Origin of the sequence: Acinetobacter sp. AS167 (assembly GCF_037152175.1) — a bacterium.
Taxonomy (GTDB): Bacteria; Pseudomonadota; Gammaproteobacteria; order Pseudomonadales; family Moraxellaceae; genus Acinetobacter.
Map to the genome: position 1 here is coordinate 25967 of NZ_JBBCMP010000017.1, position 21337 is coordinate 47303.

Below are 21337 nucleotides of genomic sequence, written 5' to 3' on the forward strand. Positions count from 1 at the left end.
AAACTTATACGTGGGTAGCACGAGATAAATCTAAACACTGATAACTTACAAATGGTTTAACTTGAGATTAATTCTAAAACAATTATCTTGGAAATAATTTCCTTAATTTGCATAAAAAATATCAGTTGAGAGAAAAATTTTCTTTGAATGTCTTAATCTTGAAAAATATATTCTTGATTGATTTCTTTTACGGTAGCTGTTCCCATTAATGCCATGGTAATTTCAAATTCTTCCTTTAAAATTTTAATCACATGGGCGACACCTAAAGCACCAGCAACAGAGAGCCCGTAGATCGCAGGACGGCCAATCAGCACCGCAGATGCGCCTAATGCCAATGCTTTAAATATATCTGTACCACGACGGATTCCACCATCCAAAAGCAAAGGAAAATCATGAGGAACAACGGCCTTAATTTTTGCTAAGGCGATCAGTGGGGAAATACTCGTATTGAGTACCCGCCCACCATGATTGGAAACGATTAAGCCTTTTACTCCGATTTCGACTGCTTTTTTTGCATCGAGTGGATGTAGCACACCTTTTAAAATTACAGGCAAATGGCTATGGGCAATTATAAATTCGATATCTGCCCATTTGGGTGCAATTTGCATTAAGCCATTGAATACTGGATGTTGATGCTCAGAAATTTCGGGTAGAGGAATGTGGGTGGGGGTATGGGGGTGTTGCATGCCTTCTGGCAATTGGAAATTTACCCGACGTTCACGATCACGAATCCCTGTATGCGGTGAATCTACTGTAATCACAAGCGCTTTAAAATTTTGTTGTTCTGCGAGTCGAACTAAGGCCAATGATTTCTCACGATCACCTTGCCAATACAATTGAAACCATTTCAAAGGGTTTTCTTGTTTTAAACTTCGCATATCGGTATTGGTGAAAGTGCTCAGTACAATATTACTTTCTAAAACTTCGGCCGCTAGTGCAGCCGCAGCTTCGCCGTCAGGGTGGAACAATTGTTGATGCCCAATCGGTGCAAGAAAAATTGGATGAGGAAAATTTTGTCCTAAAATCTCACATTGGGTCGAGCCTTGAGTTAAGTCATTGAGCAGTCTTGGAATCAGTTGAATATTTTTAAATTGTTGTAAGTTTTCTTGAACACTTTGCTCATCCATCGCCCCACCTTGCAAATAGTGCCAAGTGTTTTCAGGCAGATGCTGTTCTGCTTGTTTCTCGTAATCCGCAATGGTCTGTAAATATGCTGGAATTTGAGTGAGTGGTGCTTGGATTTTTTTACTCATTTATTGATTGTCCAAATTTATACAAAACACTTTCATTACAATAATGACTTGCAAGCTAAAACTTATAAATCACTCCATTCACGTAGAAGGTTGTGATAGATCCCTGTAAGACTAATCACTTGCTCATGTGTAGCAGATAGCTCGATGGTCAGCTTTTGAATATTTTGATCTAAGTCAAAGAGAATTCGTCGTTGCGCATCGGATGATACAAAGCTTTGTACCCAAAAGAACGAGGCAATACGTGCACCTTCAGTGACTGGGTTGACCTGATGTAAACTGGTAGAAGGATAGACAATTGCATCGCCAGCTGGAAGTTTTACTTCTTGTGTACCAAAAGTGTCTTCGATCACCAGTTCACCGCCATCATATTCATCGGGATTGGTGAGAAAAACAGTGCAAGACACATCAGTTCTTAAATACTGATTGAGTTGAGGATGACGACGGATAGCATTATCAACATGCATGCCAAAGTTTCCGCCGTGTTGATAACAATTAAACAGCGGAGGTAAAAATGTTTTTGGAAGAGCCGCGCTAAAGAACAAAGGATTTGCATTGGCAGAATTTTGAATGATTTGTCCAAGTTCAAATGCTTGTTGAGAATCTTGAGCCAGTTGTAAATTATTTTTTAAATGCGCAGATTGATAGCCTGTTGTTACTTTTCCATCTGTCCACTCTGCTTGAGAAAGTGTCTGACGACAATGATTTAGTTCATCCAGACTAAGTAAATTTGGAATATGTAAAATCATGATTTTCTTCCCCAAAAAAGAAACAGCGCCTGATGAATCAGACGCTGAATTTTAACATAGATTGGCTAAATCTTAGAACTTATAGTTGATGTTGAATACGCCTTTGCGACCCTCACCAGGCATTGCCCAACCATTGTTACGGATATGGGTGTAGTACTTCTCATCACTTAAGTTTTGCCCCAATAATTGGAAACTTAAATCTTTGTTGTAGCTGTAGGTTACAGAAGCATTGTGAATCACATAATCTTCAGACTTGACCTGCGGCACAAGATTATTCGTCGCTGAACGTGTGCTTAAATACATTTCACCTTGATAGGTTAAGCCATAGCCAGCTTGCCACTGATCATTGAATTGATACGTTGTCCATAAGCTGCCTGAAATTTTAGGAACATTGACCAATTTGTCACCTTTTTGGAAGTCAGTATTCGGTGAACCATTGACTTTAGTTTGGTCGTATTCTCCTTCCATATAAGCAGCACTAGCGGTGATGTTCCATTTTGGCGTAATTTCACCAGCTAAACCAAGTTCAACACCTTGTACATAGTTTTTACCATCTAATTTGGCATCTGGTTGTCCAGGTATATCATTGGTTACACGGACTTTATCTTGTTCATTACGAAATACTGCGGCAGACACTAAGAAGTTTGGATTTGCTTGCCACTTTGCCCCCACTTCATAGGCAACTGCATTTTCTGGGTCTGTACTGCAAGAATTTGCTGTGATTGCATTGTTGGTAATAGTTTGAGAACAGCCACCACTTGCAGTATTTTGTACCGGCTTTTGAGCATTAGCATAAGACAAATAAAGACTGGTTGCTGGTGTTGGTTTAAATGTCAAACCTGCATTATAGGAAATTAAATTATCAGACTGTTTATAGTTTTGACCACGAGTTACCGCTGCATTAGTTGTTGAAATAGTATCTGAACGATATTGACCGTCAGTATAATCATTACGCACACCAAGGTTAAGTAACCATTGTTCACCAAACTTTAAAGTATCAAACAAATACGCTGAATAAACATTTAAGTAGCCTTCAGCAACAGCTGTTTTACGGAAATTTGTTGGACCATGCCAAAAGTTATCTGGATTGTACACATACATGTAAAGCGGGTTAGTAATAGAACTGCCTGCTGATGAACCATTTGAATTATATAAAAAGCCAGCTGTGGTAATCTCATAGTCTTCACGGCTAAAGCCAACCCCAGCAACAAGAGCATGATCGATAACCCCAGTTTTGAATTGCACATTGATGTTGGTGTCATTGGCAAATTGCTTATTATGGGTATCACGATAATAACCACGTGGACCAGAAATATAATATGAACCCTTTGGAACAGTAATCGTGGTTGTACCAGAAGTTACATTACAATTTTTATATCCAGTTTGGTTGGTATTGGTCAGTGCTGTTGGTGATGTGCCATCTGCTAAACAAAATGTTCCTTGTGGTGCAGAAACAGTTGCTTTTTGTTGAATATCACTATAACGAGTAATGGAGTTCAGTTTTGCGTTGGGACTGATCTCGCTTTCTACTTTAAATGTGACAACCTGATTTTCAATATCTTGTTGATCTAAGTTGCTATAGCCATAGTTATTTTTATCTGAAATCCCTTTGACAGGTTTGCCATTATAATAAGGAACGCCGTACTGTGGATCATTTTCATCTTTTTGATATAAGTAAGATAAAGTTGCCTTGGTCGTATCGCTGATTCCAAAAGTAACCGATGGCGCAATTCCCCAACGTTTCATTTCTTCATCACGACCCGCATAGGTGTTTTGATGCCCCATTATATTTAAACGAAATGCTAAATCTTCATCTACAACTTTATTAAAATCACCGGTAAAGCGTTTATAGCTATCTGAACCAAAACCTAAAGTAACTTCATTGCTGTCACGATTCTTAGGTGTTTTAGAGACTAAATTGACACCACCACTGATTTGTCCTACACCATTTTCAACAGAATTCGCACCTTTGATGATTTCAACAGCTTCATAGTTGAATAAATCAGAACGGTTGGTTAATGCTGCATCACGTAAGCCATCTACAGTTGTGTTATAGGTTGCATCATAACCCCGTAGGTTGATTTTATCGCCATAACCACCACCACCTTCGCCAGCACCAAAACTAATGCCTGGAGTTGTTGCAAGGGCTTGTTGTAGTGAAAGTAAGCCTTGATCTTTGAGTGCTTTTTCCGTGATGACCTGAACAGTTTTAGCGGTATCTAAAATGTTTTCTGTACGTTTAGTTGAAGATGTTTTTGCTGCTAAATATGCAGTATTTTGTTCTGCACGAGCTTGAATAGTAGGAAGTTGTACTGTTGTGTCTTCAGTTGCTGCAAAAGCTAGGTTGGGTAAAGCAATTGCAAGTGCAACTGTTTTAACTTTTTTGTTTTTTACAGAGTATTTTTGAGCCATTTTTTGCGTCCATCGCAGGTTGTATCAAACTTACCCAATACTGCTCAGGAAACATCATGTCGCAATAATGGAGAAATTGTTAGGGTGTGTAACCAGTGTTGCGAATTCTAATGATAATTATTTTCATTAACAATAAATATAAATAATTATTCATACGGAAAAACCGTTTAATCTGTTAAGAATAATTAAATAAAACTATAGGGGATATGATTGATGGGGTTTGATCATATTGCTGAAATTTAAAGTATTTTTACTTTTTGGTAAAAAGTAACTATTGGAAGTTATAGAATTATTTTTTAGTGAGGATTAATAACAATGAGATTTATCTTTAATAAAAGACACAACGAGCTAAATTGTAGGTAAAAAATGGCCCCTATGAAAAGGAGCCATTTCACTTTAATTTTTAAAGTATTAACTATTAATATTTAAAGTTAATTGATAAAACAGCATTACGGCCTTCAGCTTCAGTTGCATAGTGAGATGCATAGGCTTTAGTAAAATAACGCTTGTCCGAAAGGTTGTTTACGTTTAATTGTAAATCAACATTTTTGTTTACGTTATAACGAGCCATTGCATCATAACGTACATAGCCAGGAACAAATTTAGTATTAGCTGCATCACCATAAACTTTGTCCATAGCAATTGCACCAACGCCTAAATTCAACTGTGGAAGCACTTGATAAGTTGTCCAAAGTGTTGCGGAGTTTTTCGCAACGTTTTGAACTTGATTACCATTTGTTGAGCTTGGTGAATAAGTTCCATCACTATTTTTTGTAAAGCCTGCATCTACGATTTCACTATCTAGATAGGTATAGCCAGCACTGATTGCCCATTTATTGGTAATATTACCGTTAGCACCTAATTCAATACCATCGACACGAGTTTCACCGATATTACGCGTAAAACCATCTGTATCTAAAGCACGTGTATTTTGTTTTTCAGTGCGGAAAATAGCAGCTGTTAAATTTAACTTATCGCCAAAAAGATCCCATTTTGTTCCAATTTCATAGGTTTTAACTTCTTCTGGTTTTAAGTTATTAATTGCACGTGCTTGCTCATCCGATGTATTACGACCAGGAACGCTGATTCCTTCAGAACCATCACCAGCATCTACACCGACAGGGTTCGCAGAAGTTGCATAGCTTAAGTAAATAGAACCATTATCGGCAGGCTTAAATGTCACACCCAATTGATAGTTAAAGAAATCATTGTCAGAGTTATAATGTGTCCCAGCTTTAATTGCTGTAGCACCTGAACCTGAATCTTGATTATATTTCATGTCCGTTTCGAATTTATCCCAACGGATACCAAGATCAAGTAACCACTGAGGCGTGATTTCAATATTGTCTAAAGCATAGATTGATTGTGTTTTAGAGGTAATATTGGTGACATTAGGATTGGCTTTTACATTGCCTAACCATGCATCATGAGAATTAGGGTTATTTAAGTCTGTACACCAGCCATTGGAATTTGTAAGTGAACATGCGTTATTTGCATTGTTATTACTTGGGCTGCCACCGATTTTTGATGTATTTGGATCAGTAACAATATTTGTTCCACGATCAGAATCTTGTTTAGAGTATTCTGCACCTACATTAAATTTATGTTTGAAAGCCCCCGTATTTAATTTACCTGTTAAAGCCAATTGATCAGTAAAACTGTCTGTGCTGGTAAGATTGGTGTTTACACGGCGCCAAACCTTTCCATTGACAATATTTCCTTGGCTGTCATCAGGTTGAGTCCATAAATAATTATTTTTTGATTTACTATAAACGGCCGTATTACTTAAAGTGAGGCTATCAGTAAGATCATGTTCTAACTTTAATGTACCACTTTGATTTTCTTGTTTTTGGAAATCACGATCTAACCAACCATAATAAATACCTTGCTTAACATCGACAGGCTTACCTACGGTTGCTTTTTTAGTTGTATCATATTGATATGGAACACCAGAATCTGGTGTATCATCTGACTTTAAGTAGTAGTAACTTAACGTTGCACGAGTCGCTGTATCTAAGCCAAAAGTAATACTTGGCGCAATACCAGCACGTTTATATTCAGTGCCATCTTCTTGACCAGCCTTTTCATTATGATGCCCCATGACTGCAACACGAGCAGCAATACCATTACCAAAATCTTTATTGCCATCTAGGGTAATACGTTGGTAGTTATCTGTACCACCTGCAACAGAACCTTCTAAAAAGTCTCCTTTTTTAGCGACCTTAGAAATCATATTGATGCTACCGCCTGAAGTTCCAGCACCACCCATCGCTGAAGCAGAACCTTTAGTGACTTCTACTTGTTCGATAGCAAACATCTCACGGTTTTGAGAAGTTGAGTTACGAACTCCATCAATATACATAGAACTTTCAGAGTTATAACCACGGATAAATGGACGATCACCATTTGGGTTACCGCCTTCACCAGCGCCAAGAGTAATGCCTGGAACTGTACGAAGTGCATCTGCCAGTGTTGTTACTTGAGTATCTTGAATCAGTTGTTTTGAAATAACAGATACAGATTTAGGTGTATCCAGAAGTGGCGCAACAAATTTTGTATTGGCAGACTGATCTACTTTTAAACCTTGTTCAGTCGTTGCTTGTGCTTTAATTGTTGGTAGTTTTGCGATTTCGTCTTGAGCGATGGCTGACGTTGCAATAACTGAAAGAGATGAAGCGATTGCTGTAGTAACAATCTTTTTGCGTGATTTGATAAAAGACATACTTAAACTCACTAAGAGTAGTGCAAATTTGTATGCGAATAATAATGATTCTTATTGTTTATTTCATCTGTTTGAAATTGAATTTGTCGATAGTTTTAAAAGTTTATGATGAGAAAATGAATTGAAAATGTATTGAATTTTCACTTAACTTTTTGAATTTTATTTATTTATTTTTATTTCCAGATATTTCAAAATGTAAATAAATTTATTCTATTGTCACTAAAGCATTTGAATTTGGTAAATTTCTCAAAATATGCGGATTTCTGGCTTTTGACTTCAAAGAAGGGGATTTGTTTAAAAAAGCGACATAATGGGGAAATCCGTGACCGAAATAAAATGATTTACACAGGTGTTTTGTATATATTCAAATGTTGTCATATAATGTGGCACTTTTTGAAAAACTGTAATTATTAAATTCTATCGAGGAAGCCATGCAAGTAACTTCTGAAGCGGTTTCGGGCGTTGCCCGTCGTTTAAATGTATCTGTACCGACGAGCCGTATTAACGAGCAGTTTGAAGCTCGCTTGAAACGCACTGCCAAAACTGTGAAGATCAACGGCTTCCGTCAAGGTAAAGTGCCAGTAAACGTTGTACGTCGTGAATACGGCGCTGGTATTTACCAAGAAGTTGTAAACGACATCATTCGTGACACAGTATTTGAAGCAATTCAACAAGAAAAAATCAACGCTGTTGGTATGCCAAACATCGACAAAGTTGAAAACAAAGATGATGCTTTAGTTTATCAAGCTACAGTTGAAGTTTATCCTGAAGTTGAAGCTAAATTTGAAGGTCTTGAAGTATCACGTAAATCATCTGAAGTAACAGATAAAGACGTTGATGCAATGCTTGAAAACCTTCAAAAGCAACGTGCTGAATGGACTGAAACTAAAGGCATGGCTAAAAAAGACATGCAAGTAACTTTCGATTTTGAAGGTACTGTTGATGGTGAGAAGTTTGAAGGCGGTGCTGCTGAAGACTTTAAACTTGTTTTAGGTTCTGGTCGTATGATCCCTGGCTTCGAAGACGGTATCGTTGGTATGAAGAAAGGCGAAGAGAAAGTGATTGATGTAACTTTCCCTGAAGATTACCAAGCTGAAAACTTAGCAGGTAAAGCGGCTCAATTCAAAATCACAGTTAAACTTGTTGAAAAACAAAAACTTCCTGAAATTGATGCTGAATTCCTTAAAATCTTCGGTTTAACTGAAGAAGAAGGCGTAGAGAAATTAAAAGCTGACGTTCGCAAAAACATGGAACGTGAAGTAAAAAATGGCCTACGTAATCAAGTAAAAGGTGCAACTTTTGATGCACTTGTTGCTGCAAATGACGTAGAAGTTCCTGAATCTATGTTGGCTCAAGAAATTGACCGTCAACGTCAACAAATGATTCAGCAATTTACTCAACAGTTTGGTGCTCAAGGTGCTAAAGCATTTGACAGCAGCATGCTTCCAGATGAATTGTTCAAAGAACAAGCTGAAAAAGCAGTTAAACTTGGTGTATTGGTAAGCAAAGTATTGGCTGATGCTAAACTTGAAGTAGATCAATCACGTGTTGATGCTTATATCGAAGATATGGCTTCTTCTTATGAAGATCCAACTGAAGTGATCGAATATTTCAAAACTGATAAGCAACAACGTGCTCAAATCGAAGGCGTAGTGTTAGAAGATCAAGTTGTTGATCATATCTTAGCTGCTGCTAAAGTAACTGATGAAGTTGTTAGCTATCAAGATTTGTTAAAAGAGCAACAAGCGCGCCAACAAGGCTAAGTTGTTTGATCTAAAAAAGGCGCTTTGGCGCCTTTTTTTATGAGCTTAAACATGGATTTAATCATTCCATTCACAATACTTATGCAAAAAATATCTGATATTAAGTTGGGAATATTTTGCATTTTCAGCAATTATCCCTCATATTGTGAACATGAGTGAAGTAACAAGAATTCAGGAATAAATAACGTATGTATGTTCCATCAATTGAAAGCGCTTTGGTGCCAGTAGTCGTAGAACAATCTTCACGTGGTGAGCGTTCTTTCGATATTTTTTCACGTCTTTTACGTGAACGTGTGATTTTTTTAACTGGTGAAGTTGAAGACAACATGGCGAATCTTATTGTCGCGCAAATGCTGTTTTTAGAAGCTGAAAATCCAGATAAAGATATCCATTTATATATCAATTCACCTGGTGGTTCAGTGACTGCGGGTATGGCAATTTACGATACGATGCAATTTATTAAGCCTGATGTAGTGACCTATTGTATGGGGCAAGCTGCATCTATGGGGGCTTTCTTATTAAATGCTGGTGCAAAAGGTAAGCGTTATTGCTTGGAAAATGCGCGTGTGATGATTCACCAACCATTGGGTGGTTTCCGTGGTCAAGCATCGGATATTGAAATTCATGCACGTGAAATTTTATTCATCAAAGAACGTTTAAATCGTTTAATGGCTGAACATAGTGGTCAAGATTACGAAACTGTCGCTAAAGATACAGATCGTGATAATTTTATGACTGCACAGCAAGCAAAAGAATATGGTTTAGTGGATCAGGTATTAAGTAAACGACCTCAAGACTAAACATTTATAGATAAGATTTAAGAATTTGGAGTGAAAATGTCCGATCTTCCTCAAGGACAAAAGCATTGTTCATTTTGCGGTAAAACGCAGTCTGAAGTCGGTAAGCTGATTGCAGGCGAGGACGCATATATTTGTAATGAATGCGTGGATGTGTGCTTAGACTTAGTGCAAACGAGTCAACAGGTGGAAACAGGCGATTGGGCAACACGTCCATTGCCAAAACCACATGAAATTCGTGCGGCTTTGGACCAGTATGTAATTGGTCAAGACACAGCAAAGAAAACACTTTCAGTTGCAGTGTATAACCATTACAAACGTTTAAAAGTATCTCAGACAGGGCATAAGCCTAAAGATGCAGTTGAAATTGCTAAAAGTAATATTTTGCTGATTGGACCGACAGGTTCAGGTAAAACATTGCTAGCACAAACACTTGCACGTTTGCTTGATGTACCTTTTGCAATGGCGGATGCAACAACTTTGACCGAAGCTGGTTATGTTGGTGAAGATGTTGAAAACATTATTCAGAAACTTTTGCAAAAAGCAGATTACGATGTAGAAAAAGCACAAAAGGGCATTATCTACATTGATGAAATTGACAAGATTACCCGTAAATCTGAAAACCCTTCGATTACACGTGATGTGTCTGGCGAGGGCGTGCAACAAGCATTGTTGAAAATGATTGAAGGTACGGTTGCGTCAATTCCGCCTCAAGGTGGACGTAAACATCCACAGCAAGAGTTTATTCAAGTCGATACTGCAAATATCTTGTTTATCTGCGGTGGTGCATTCTCTGGTCTTGAAAAAGTTGTGCAACAACGTCAAGAAAAAGGTGGCATTGGTTTCACAGCAGATGTAAAGAATAAAGACGATAGTAAGAAAGTATCTGAATTATTCCGTCAAGTTGAAGCAGCAGATTTGGTGAAATTTGGTTTAATTCCTGAGTTTATTGGTCGTTTACCTGTGATTGCGACACTTGAAGAACTTGATCAAGACGCGTTGATGCAGATTTTAACTGAACCAAAAAATGCATTAACGCGTCAGTATCAATATCTCTTTGAGATGGAAAATGTAGACCTTCTTTTTGAAGATTCTGCTTTACGTGCGATCGCGAAAAAGGCGTTAGAACGTAATACAGGTGCGCGTGGTCTGCGTTCTATTTTGGAAAATGTATTGCTTGAAACGATGTATGACTTACCAAGCCGTTCAGACGTTGGTACTGTGATTATCAATGAAGCTGTTATCAACGATAAAGCTGAGCCAGAGTTTAAGCCTGAACGTCAACCCAAGCATGAAAATACTGAAGTTGAAAAAGTAGACTTGAAGGTGTTGGATACTAAGTCAGCTTAAAAGCTGGATTCTGATACATCCTCAGTGCAATTCATCTGAAACGTGCAAGTAGCTTGACTATTTGCACGTTTTTTATTTTTAAATGGTCATTGAAATGTTAAGCTGGCTGTAGACAATAGGGTTTATTAAAAACGAAAATAAAAAATACGCGGTGAGGGAAAATCATGCGTTACATCGGTCTAGTCGTTTTGATCAGTTGTGGGTTGGCAGCTTGTCAAAGTCACCAATCTGTTGAACAGCAACCAGCAAAAGTTGTTTCAACTTTAGAGCCAATCGATTTCAAAAAAGAAGATTCGTTGGTTCATGAAAAGCTGGAACAATATAAAGTTGCATCATTTTCTACAGGGTCTTGGGTCAATCAAAAACCGGGGCAGTATTTTAAGCTGGTTAAACCTCAGAACCCTCAAGCTGCAATTGTGTATTTTTATCGACCTGATAGTCGTTGGAATAGACAAGAAATTATTCCAAACAATTTTTTTCTGAATGGTAAGAAAATTCCAAGCTTGATCAGTAATCATTACTACTGGATTGAACTGGCTGAGGGGGATTATAAGTTAAGTCTCAGTCGTCCATTAACTGTTTTTCATTTCCAGAAACCCAAAGTTGCTTACTTCTCAGTGGAAGCTGGCGGGCAGTATTTTGTCAAATATGAAGAAGAAAAGTTTCGCGGTGGGCCAAATGGTGAAGCTGGGTTATTGCGTGTAGGGCCTTTAATGCAAATGCCTACCCGACAAGGACTAAAAGAAATTTCAATGACTCAATTGAAGACACCTGGTCTTAATTTTGTCGCAGAAATGACTGCGGATGGACGATTGATCAAACCTAAAGAAAAAATCAAAGGTGAGCCATACAAAGTGAGTGATGACGTACATTTGGGGCAGCAGTTTAAACTTTGGAATCCAATGACTTGGTAATCTATCGCTAGATGCTGCTTGATATAGAAAAGAGAGCGAAGCTCTCTTTTCTTATTTGTTTTATTGAGTATTTGCAGACTTTTTTAAAGCATCTAATTTTTTAGTTACTTCTTTAAAATCTTCAGATGCATTTTGTACACTTTTAATCAGTTGGCTGTTCATGACTTTCATGGTTTCTTGAGCAACTTGAGGTGTTTTTTTCAAAATTGACTGTCCAATAGCACTTGAATAAAAATCAATTTGAGCTTGAACTTCTTCAGCACTGTATATGTCTTTATAAATCTTAAGATAAACGGGTTTGATTTGATCCCAAGCAACAGTTTTTTTACTTTGCTCATACATTTTGTCAGCAAGTTCATTTGCTACAATTTGTTCTTGTGGATTGAGCTGATCTTTTTTGACCGTCATTTGAATGATTTGATAAGCCTGTTGATCTAGCTGAGGACGAATCTGTTGTAATGTTTCTTGCAGCAGTTCATCAATATTCATGACTTTCAATAATTGTTGAACTTGTTGATCTGAAGCGGGCGCTGCAAAAGCAAAATTTGTGGTGATACATGCGCTTGCAATTAGTAAGTGTTGGAATAATTTCATAAAATACCTATAGGATCCTGCTGTAATTAACATCATAAAATGATTGAGTGAAAGCTTAATCAACCTGAAGAATTGGCTTTAAAATCGTTTCCATTTTTTCCTTCAATGCTTTTTGATTTTCTACTTTCATCATTTTTTCTTGAGAAAACGTTGTGGTTTCTTGCATGACTTCTGTCATCAGGGTGTTCATCTTTTTATTGATAGATTGTCCAATCGGTGTACTTAAAAAAGCGATATTGGCTTGAACTTCTTCTTCTGTAAAGGTCTTTTTAAATAATGATTTAAACATGTTGAGATATTCGGGGTCAGTTACCAGCTGTTGTTGAAGATCACTATACAGCGCACTAATTTGTAGTGCTGCATTTTGTTGATCGATATTCAATGTTTGAGCACCCGTCACTTGGCGGACAAGTGCTTCTGCTTGATCGTCAAAGTAAGGTTGCATATCGCGGGTACTTTGTTTGAAAATCTCTGAGATATTGGAAAGTTGCATCAACTTGTCGACACTTTTATCTGTTGCTGGAGATGCAAAACTTGACACTGTGATACAGCATAAACTTAAAGTTAAAACGAACTGCTTAATTTTCATAGGTTTTCCTTTATTTATTTTCATCTAAATGATGCAGTTGCTGAATAATTTCTCCAATTTTATTGCGATATTGTTGGATAAATTGAGGGTCATTGACTGCCTTATGAATAGCAGCATTGCTTTCTATGAATATTTCTGTGTCAATATTGGCAAGTTTTGTGTACAGCTCTTGGCTCAACCTTTTATCACGCTGATAGAGCATTTCAATTTCTTGAGAACTTAACGATTCTAAAAGAATTTGTTTGGTTTGAGCGATAAATTGTGGATCTCGGAGAATATTTTCTGGTATTGCCTGATAAATTTCTACAATTTGAGGGATGATTTGTTTTTCTTCATCAGTGAGTTCTATTGTACTTAATCCGTTTTTGATTAAATCTTCTGCTTGATTTTGATAAATCCTTTTTGCACTTTCATTGTATTGTAGGCGCCATATCTGATTGATAATAATACCTTGCGCTAGTCGGTCAACGACGTCACTATCTGTGTTTGAAGCAAAACTTTGAATAGAGATCAAGCATACAAATAACCCAGGAAAAAAAATATATTTTATAAAGTTCATGATCTGACTCAAAATAAAAAGCACTCTAATCATAGAGTGCTTTTTAAGTGATGCTCAAGCTTAATCTAAGCTTTAGATCAGATTATTGTGCAACAGCATCAACCACTGGGATTTTACCAATTTTGGCTTGCCAGATTTTAGGTGCAGTCGCATGAATAGAAGTACCATTGACATCAACTGCAACAGATACAGGCATGTCTTGTACTTTAAATTTGTAAATAGCTTCCATACCTAAGTCAGCAAATGCAACAACTTCTGCTTCACGAATGGCTTTAGATACTAAATAAGCAGCACCACCAACAGCCATCAAATAAGTCGCCTTATTATCTTTGATCGCTTCAACAGCAGCAGGACCACGATCCGCTTTACCAATCATACCGAACAAGCCAGTCGCTTCAAGCACTTGACGTGTGAACTTATCCATACGAGTTGCTGTTGTTGGGCCAGCAGGGCCTACCACTTCATCGCCTACAGGGTCTACAGGTCCTACGTAGTAAATGAATTTACCTTTAAGATCTACAGGTAACTGTTCGCCTTTATTCAACATATCAACCATGCGTTTATGCGCGGCATCACGACCTGTATAGATAGTACCGTTTAATAATAAAGTATCGCCCGGTTGCCATGAGTTCATTTCATCCTGTGTGATATTGTCTAAGTCAACACGTTTAGATGTTGAGGTATCCCAAGTCACTTCAGGGTAATCAGAAAGTAAAGGCGCTTGAATATGTGCAATACCTGAACCGTCTAACTGGAAATGAGCGTGACGTGTTGCAGCACAGTTTGGAATCATACCCACTGGTTTACCAGCAGCATGACAAGGGTAGTCTTTGATCTTGATATCAAGCACTGTGGTTAAACCACCAAGGCCTTGTGCACCGATACCCAATGCATTTACTTTTTCAAAGATTTCAATACGCAGTTCTTCGATTTGGTTCTGTGGACCACGACGAAGTAACTCGTCCATATTGATTTCTTCCATGAGCGATTCTTTTGCAAGCATCATGGCTTTTTCAGCAGTACCACCAATACCAATACCGAGCATACCAGGAGGGCACCAACCCGCACCCATCGTTGGTACAGTTTTAAGTACCCAATCTACGATCGAATCAGAAGGGTTAAGCATTGCCAGTTTAGATTTATTCTCTGAACCACCACCTTTCGCTGCAACAGTAATATCGACTTTATTGCCTGGAACGAGTTTGTAGTGAATTACAGCAGGTGTATTGTCTTTGGTATTTTTACGACCAAAAGCAGGATCTGCTAAAACTGAAGCGCGGAGTACGTTGGAGTTTTCTAAGTAACCTTGGCGGACACCTTCATTGATTGCATCATCTAAGCTCATGGTTAAATCAAATTTAACATCTAAGCCCACGTCAACAAAGACGTTAACAATACCAGTATCTTGACAGATTGGACGATGACCTTCTGCACACATACGTGAATTAATTAAGATTTGTGCAATAGCATCCTTTGCAGCTTGGTTCTCTTCACGATCATAAGCACGGCTCATCGCTTGGATAAAGTCTTGTGGATGATAGTACGAAATGAACTGAAGCGCGTCCTTGACCGATGTGATCAAGTCATCTTGTTTGATAATAGTTGTCATACCAAAAATCTCTTGAGCGGGCTGTTAGCTAGCGGGCTAAATTATACGTGATATTGCTTGTTTTGTGGTGGCTTAGATCTAATTTCAGCCTAAAGTTTTATGATTTTATTTGAGAAACTCAGCTTATATTTTGGTTGATCAAGTCAACTTTTCTACTTTATATATATTCAACCTGTCAAAAAACTTAGATACATAAATATATTTCTCTTAATTAGTATTGTTAATTACATCAATTGAATGGAAAAATAAATTGTTTGATTATAAAAAAGCTTGCAATGCCACACCTTACATTCAACGTTTAAATGCCTTTGCGTAGGTGATGCCTCACTTGTCGTAGGGGATGTCAAACCTTGCGCTGCAAACAAAGCCGTGCTTTGTTTTTGCTCATGGGTGAGGGGTACGTCCTGTATCCCCTCCCCGCCCACGGCGACATCCATGTCGTCCCACGCTAGGATAACTATCTAGAATTCAAAAATACAAAAACTTATTCATTGCCAAAACTTCTAAAGTTCATACAAAAACAGGGTAATTCTCCCTTAAAATAATTGAACTTAAAAGGAGACAATCGAATAATCTTATTGAAATAAATTTCAGATTTTACAGGGTAAAAAGCTCAATACTCTTTGAAGTCGGAAGCTTGGGCTGAATAACAACAATATGGAAAACTATACACATCTTGCGGAAAATATTATTGAAATTTTAAAAAAATGCCCGTGCATGGACTGATTTACGTGGGGAATTTCTTTATGAAAAAGCGTGGTTGGATCGCTTTTTAACTTTAATTCCAGCTCACTCTCATATTCTGGATTTGGGCTGTGGTTCAGCAAAGCCCATTACTGCTTATTTGATTGAGCAAGCGAATACAGTGACAGGTGTTGATAGTTCTGATGTGATGATTGAAATGGCGAAACAGAATTTTCCTGAGCACACTTGGATTTTAGCTGATATGCGAACAGTAAATTTAGATCGCAAGTTTGATGCAATACTTGCTTGGGATAGTTTTTTCATCTTACACCACAAGATCAGAGAAATATGTTTGAAATTTTTAATCAATATACAAAAGCTGGTGCTACTTCAATGTTTAGCAGTGGACCATCCCAAGGGGAGGCGATTGGAGAGATGTTTGGTGATGCTCTGTATCATGCGAGCTTATCATCGGCTGAGTACCACGAACTATTTAAAAAGTATAATTTTGCAGTGATAGCGATGATTGCAGAAGACCGTAATTGTACAGGACATACTGTTTGGTTAGCCAAGCGAATATAAAATACCTAGATGAAAATAAATTAAGCAATAAATTAAAAATATCTAAAAATTTTAAGATTCTCAAATTAAGAGACTCATCTATTTTAATTGTGAGTATTAAAGTTATTTTTTAGTTAAATTTCTAAATAAGAAAAAAAAGCCTATCTCCTTTAATGTACTTTTCACGTTTATTTTATTTACCTATGATTATTTTGTAGTTAAATTAGCATGTTATTGTAAATTTTGGTGAGAAATTGTATTATAATGATAACTATTATCATTATGTTTTCGGTGTAATCATGCCTTTTGTTAAAAAAAGCTTAACTTTAATGATGCTGTCGACGGGAGGACTTTTCGTTTCCTCTCTAACATTTGCAAATACAGATAGCAGTGAAGAACAGAAAAAAAGTACAGCAACGCTTCCCACGATTGTAATTGAAGCAATGAATGATGGTGACCCAATAAAAACATATGTGGACTATAAACAAGCCAATGTTACGAGAAATGGTTTAGATAAAAAAGATATACCACAAACGATTAATACAATTGATGTTTCTAAATATAAGCTATATGGTGCAAATGATTTGAGTGTCATGCTACAAGGCACACCAGGCGTTTCAACCAGTTACGATATGCGTGGTGATGGTATTATGCTGCGTGGGTTTAGTGCGGATTCTGGGGATATCTATCGTGATGGTGTGCGTGAAAGTGGACAAATACGTCGCAGTACCGCCAATGTTGAACGAATTGAAATTTTAAAAGGTCCTGCATCTGTATTATATGGCCGTAGTGGCGGCGGTGGTGTGATCAATATGGTCACCAAATATGCAAATTTTGACTCGGGAAGCTCAGTTGGGGCATACGTGGGTTCTTATGACAATGTTGGCGGAACGCTTGATATTAATAAAGTACTTAATGATAACTGGGCTGTACGTTTGGTTGGTGAAAAGTCAGATACCAATAGTTTCCGTTCAGAAATTGGCGCCAATGAGGAAATGATTTCTCCAAGTGTGACTTATCGTAGTGATGATGAAAAGCTACTTTGGACAACGGAATTTACTTACGACAATATAAATCGAGTTCCTGATCGTGGGCCTGCTTATGATAATTTGCCTGCAGGAACTTCAATTAAGATGGGGTTTGCTCAACCTGGTGATTATGTAGAAGATATTCTTCAAACAATGCGTACAGATGTTAAATATGAATTTGCACCAAATTGGAAATTTCATTGGGGCTTAAGCCATCGTGAATCGGAACAAAATTTTGATCATTTTTATTTAGGCTCTATGTGTACTGCTGACGTGAAGCCAACGAATACAAATAAAGGGTGTTATAAAGGTTATATCAATCAAATTTATTATTGGCAACAGACAACCAATAAAACCACAACCAATACTTGGGATATAACTGGTGAGTTTAATACTGGGACAATTAAACATAATATTCTAGTCGGTACAGACTGGTCTTATGAGCAGAGAGAACCCTTACTATCAAATAAAAACAAGGATGGCTCATTGATTTATGGGTTTGTTAATCCATTAACAGGTGATCGTTTTAGTAACCGTGGTACAGGGCATATTACTACCTCGCATAATTATAATGAAGGAACAAATTATGCGCTTTTCCTTCAAGATCTTATTAGCTTCAATGATCAGTTTAAAATGATGTTAGGCGGGCGATATGATTACTATGAATCAAAAACCACAAATAAATTAGAGAGTTCAACCTCATATCGACAATCACGCGAAGTTAAAGACGAGACATTTAGTCCAAATGTAGGTTTTGTATGGCAACCCGTCCCTGAGCAAAGTCTATATGCATCTTATAGTCGAAGTTTTTCACCCTTTGGTGGTAATATGGGCGTCAATGTTATAAATGCAACTGATGACCTAAGCGCATTTAATTATGAGCCACAATATCTTGATCAATATGAAGTGGGTATCAAAAGTGATTGGCTAGATTCTAAGCTAAACACCCAACTATCTGTATTCAATATTAAAAAACATAATATTCGAGCGCGTAAAGATCCAGATGATAATAACTCGCCTTATGTTGTTATTGGTGAAAATGAATCTAAAGGATTAGAGTTTAGTTTTATTGGTCAGGCACTGAATAATATTTATGTTCGAGGTGGCTATGGTTATACAGATGCCAAAATTACTAAACATGATGTAAGACCTGAATTAGTTGATAATAATTTACGCAATGTGTCCAAGCATACAGGCAATTTATTTGTACGTTATCTTCCTACCGAAAAAATTTATGGCGAGGTTGGTGCAACCTATATGGGGGATTATTATACTTCTGATGAAAATACCATCAAAATGCCAGATTGGACTCGTGTAGATGCTGCAATTGGTTATAAAGACGATAAATGGGGCGCGACGATTGCTGTAAATAATTTAACGGATAAAGAATATTGGCGTTCAAATGCAATGCCAGGGACTCCTCGAAATTATTTATTCCGTTTAAACTATTTCTTCTAAACTTTAATCTCATCGGAAAAGAGGTTGCCTGATTACCATGATAGCAATCTAATCGTTTGGTCAGATGAAAGCATGATGCATGCGTTTATAGTAAGTCGATAATAAAAACCATCCAATTGATTTGGGTGGTTTTTATTATTAGTAGAGAATTAATGTGTAGTTTGTTGTTCTGACTGAATCGCTGTCAATGCAATGGTAAACACAATATCATCCACCAATGCTCCACGAGACAAATCATTTACAGGTTTATTTAAACCTTGCAGCATTGGACCAACACTGACGACATTGGCAGAGCGTTGAACCGCTTTATAAGTCGTATTGCCCGTATTGAGATCAGGGAAGATAAAGACATTGGCACGACCTGCAACTTGAGAGTCAGGGGCTTTAGAACGGCCAACACTTTCAACGGATGCAGCATCGTATTGCAAAGGGCCATCAATCAATAAATCTGGACGACGTTGTTTGGCAATTTCAGTGGCTTTAGCTACTTTTTCGACTTCTGCACCTGCACCTGAGGTTCCTGTTGAATAAGAAATCATGGCAATACGTGGGTCAATACCAAATGCTTTTGCTGAGTCTGCGGATTGAATTGCAATCTCTGCCAATTGCTCAGCATCTGGATCGGGGTTGATTGCACAATCACCGTATACATAAACCTCATCTGGCAACAGCATAAAGAAGATTGAAGAAACCAATGAGTACTCTGGTGCGGTTTTGATCAGCTGGAATGCAGGGCGCACCGTATTGGCGGTAGTATGTACAGCACCAGAAACCAGTCCATCGACTTGATCAAGTGCCAGCATCATCGTACCAAGGACCACAGTATCTTGCAGTTGCTCACGTGCTTGTAATTCGTTGAGTTTGCCTTTACGTAATTCAACCATTTGCGTCACGTAGTTTTCACGGATCAGATCTGGATCAATAATCTCTAAATCCACAGGAAGTTCGATATTACGTGCTTTGGCGACTTCAAGTACCGCTTCAGGTTTTGCTAACAATACACATTGCGCAATACCGCGTGATTGACAGATCGCTGCGGCTTGAATAGTACGAGGTTCATCGCCTTCGGGCAGTACAATACGTTTTTTTGCAGCAATTGATTTTTGTACCAATTCATGACGGAATGCGGAAGGGGATAAACGAGGTTTATAGTCACCGTTCAACATCTGGGTCAGCCATGCTGGATCAATATGGCTTGAAACGAAACGGGTCACTTGATCTGCGCGTTCGGTATCATCCACAGGAATTTCATTGCTTAAATTGGCAAGCTGCTGTGCTGTTTCAAAGGTACTGAGTGGTGTATGTAAAATAGGTAGACCATTTTTAATTGCAGACTGGCAGAATTCTAAAACCAATGGATTTGGCTCATGATGTTCAGTTAAAACTAAACCTGCGAGTGGAATGCCATTGCTGGTGGCTAAACTGCTCGCCAATAGCACATCAATACGATCAGAAGCACTGATAATCAGTTCGCCTGCAACGAATTTTTGTAGCTCATGTTCAATATTTGAAGCAATTAAGCTACTGTGCAACACACGACGTGTGTTAGCTTTGCCCTGATTAATCCATGTGGCTTGAATTTGTTTAGCTAGGTCTGAGATACGTGGCACACTTAAGGTATCACTGAATGGAACTAAGCCAATAATTGGGAATGCTGCTGAACCAATGTGTGCATAAGTTTTTTGAATTTCAGTTTTAAATTTTTCAGTATCTGCAACTAAACGTAAACTTGGATCAATGGTTACTGGAATTTGTGCAGATTCAGCAGGTAGACCACGAGTACGCATAAACAATACGCCCGCATTACGCGATGATGATGCTCCACCAAAATTACGTACTTGTGCTTCAACTTTTTCAGCAGTTTGTTCTGGTTTTTCGATATTGGCATTGCTGACGAAGATGACTTTGGCATCTAAAGCTTGCGCTAAAGAGGCATTTAAATCACTGGCAAAAGCATCACGAGCAGTTGGTACTAAGCCCTCTACAATCACAATGTCATGGGACTTTGCAATTTGGCGTTGTAAGCTGACCGCTTCTTCAAGGAGTTCATCTGTTTCACCATCATTGAGCTGTTGTGTGATTTTTACATAAGCTATTGGTTCAACTGTATCTAATTTTGAAATATGACGGTAAAGCGCAGTTGTGCGATCTGGTTCAGTGATTAATTCTTGTGAAAATGGTTTTAAAAAACCGGCTTTAACACCGTGGCATTCCAATGCATAGACCAAACCTAAACACGCCGACGTTAAGCCAACGCCTTCCCCAGTCGGAACCAATAAAATTGTTTTCATAGACGAT

14 protein-coding genes and 1 pseudogene are annotated in these 21337 nt (G+C 37.9%); 6 read left to right on the forward strand and 9 right to left on the reverse strand.

Annotated elements, in window-relative coordinates; translation table 11 throughout:
* Positions 1–152: 152 nt before the first annotated feature.
* The 4 genes from WFN33_RS18845 to WFN33_RS18860 all read right to left on the reverse strand — a co-directional run bounded on the left by WFN33_RS18845 (position 153) and on the right by WFN33_RS18860 (position 7133).
* Positions 153–1253 carry an alpha-hydroxy acid oxidase gene (locus tag WFN33_RS18845; RefSeq protein WP_336954558.1) on the reverse strand — a complete coding sequence of 367 codons (1101 nt, stop codon included), beginning with the start codon at positions 1251–1253 and terminating at the stop codon, positions 153–155.
* A 62-nt stretch (positions 1254–1315) separates the two neighbouring features.
* Entirely contained in the window at positions 1316–1999 is a 684-nt protein-coding gene (locus WFN33_RS18850) for a Fe2+-dependent dioxygenase (protein ID WP_336954559.1), read from the reverse strand.
* 72 nt (positions 2000–2071) lie between these two features.
* Positions 2072–4411: a TonB-dependent receptor gene (locus tag WFN33_RS18855; RefSeq protein WP_336954560.1), complete on the reverse strand. Its 2340-nt coding sequence runs from the start codon at positions 4409–4411 to the stop codon at positions 2072–2074.
* Between the two features lie 418 nt (positions 4412–4829).
* Positions 4830–7133, reverse strand: coding sequence for a TonB-dependent receptor (locus WFN33_RS18860; RefSeq protein ID WP_336954561.1), 2304 nt, complete (start codon positions 7131–7133; stop codon positions 4830–4832).
* 431 nt (positions 7134–7564) lie between these two features.
* Between WFN33_RS18860 and tig the strand changes: the two genes are divergently transcribed.
* From tig to WFN33_RS18880, 4 genes are all read left to right on the forward strand, one after another.
* Positions 7565–8896: a trigger factor gene (tig, locus tag WFN33_RS18865; protein ID WP_004726530.1), complete on the forward strand. Its 1332-nt coding sequence runs from the start codon at positions 7565–7567 to the stop codon at positions 8894–8896.
* Positions 8897–9084: 188 nt separating this feature from the next.
* The gene (gene clpP / locus WFN33_RS18870) at positions 9085–9696 is read left to right on the forward strand and encodes an ATP-dependent Clp endopeptidase proteolytic subunit ClpP (protein WP_004726532.1); all 612 of its coding nucleotides are present in this window, start codon (positions 9085–9087) and stop codon (positions 9694–9696) included.
* A 36-nt stretch (positions 9697–9732) separates the two neighbouring features.
* A complete protein-coding gene (gene clpX, locus WFN33_RS18875) occupies positions 9733–11043 on the forward strand; it encodes an ATP-dependent Clp protease ATP-binding subunit ClpX (RefSeq protein WP_336954562.1) in 1311 nt (436 codons plus the stop codon).
* 164 nt (positions 11044–11207) lie between these two features.
* On the forward strand, positions 11208–11957 hold the full coding sequence (locus WFN33_RS18880; RefSeq protein ID WP_336954563.1) for a DUF2846 domain-containing protein: 750 nt from the start codon (positions 11208–11210) through the stop codon (positions 11955–11957).
* Positions 11958–12017: 60 nt separating this feature from the next.
* Here WFN33_RS18880 and WFN33_RS18885 read toward each other — a convergent pair whose 3' ends face one another.
* The 4 genes from WFN33_RS18885 to WFN33_RS18900 form a co-directional block, all read right to left on the reverse strand.
* Positions 12018–12551 (reverse strand): DUF2059 domain-containing protein, encoded by a 534-nt coding sequence (locus WFN33_RS18885; RefSeq protein WP_336954564.1) that lies wholly within the window; start codon positions 12549–12551, stop codon positions 12018–12020.
* A 55-nt stretch (positions 12552–12606) separates the two neighbouring features.
* Positions 12607–13140, reverse strand: a complete 534-nt coding sequence (locus WFN33_RS18890; RefSeq protein WP_336954565.1) for a DUF2059 domain-containing protein — start codon at positions 13138–13140, stop codon at positions 12607–12609.
* A 10-nt stretch (positions 13141–13150) separates the two neighbouring features.
* Positions 13151–13699, reverse strand: a complete 549-nt coding sequence (locus WFN33_RS18895) for a hypothetical protein (protein ID WP_336954566.1) — start codon at positions 13697–13699, stop codon at positions 13151–13153.
* Between the two features lie 82 nt (positions 13700–13781).
* Complete coding sequence (locus WFN33_RS18900; protein ID WP_336954567.1) at positions 13782–15308, reverse strand: fumarate hydratase; 1527 nt, start codon at positions 15306–15308, stop codon at positions 13782–13784.
* A 657-nt stretch (positions 15309–15965) separates the two neighbouring features.
* On the opposite strand from WFN33_RS18900, the pseudogene WFN33_RS18905 reads away from it, so the two are divergent.
* Positions 15966–16574: pseudogene (locus tag WFN33_RS18905) on the forward strand (class I SAM-dependent methyltransferase).
* A 278-nt stretch (positions 16575–16852) separates the two neighbouring features.
* Entirely contained in the window at positions 16853–19039 is a 2187-nt protein-coding gene (locus WFN33_RS18910; RefSeq protein ID WP_336954568.1) for a TonB-dependent receptor, read from the forward strand.
* Between the two features lie 149 nt (positions 19040–19188).
* Here WFN33_RS18910 and pta read toward each other — a convergent pair whose 3' ends face one another.
* Positions 19189–21330: a phosphate acetyltransferase gene (gene pta, locus WFN33_RS18915; RefSeq protein WP_336954569.1), complete on the reverse strand. Its 2142-nt coding sequence runs from the start codon at positions 21328–21330 to the stop codon at positions 19189–19191.
* Positions 21331–21337: the final 7 nt, after the last annotated feature.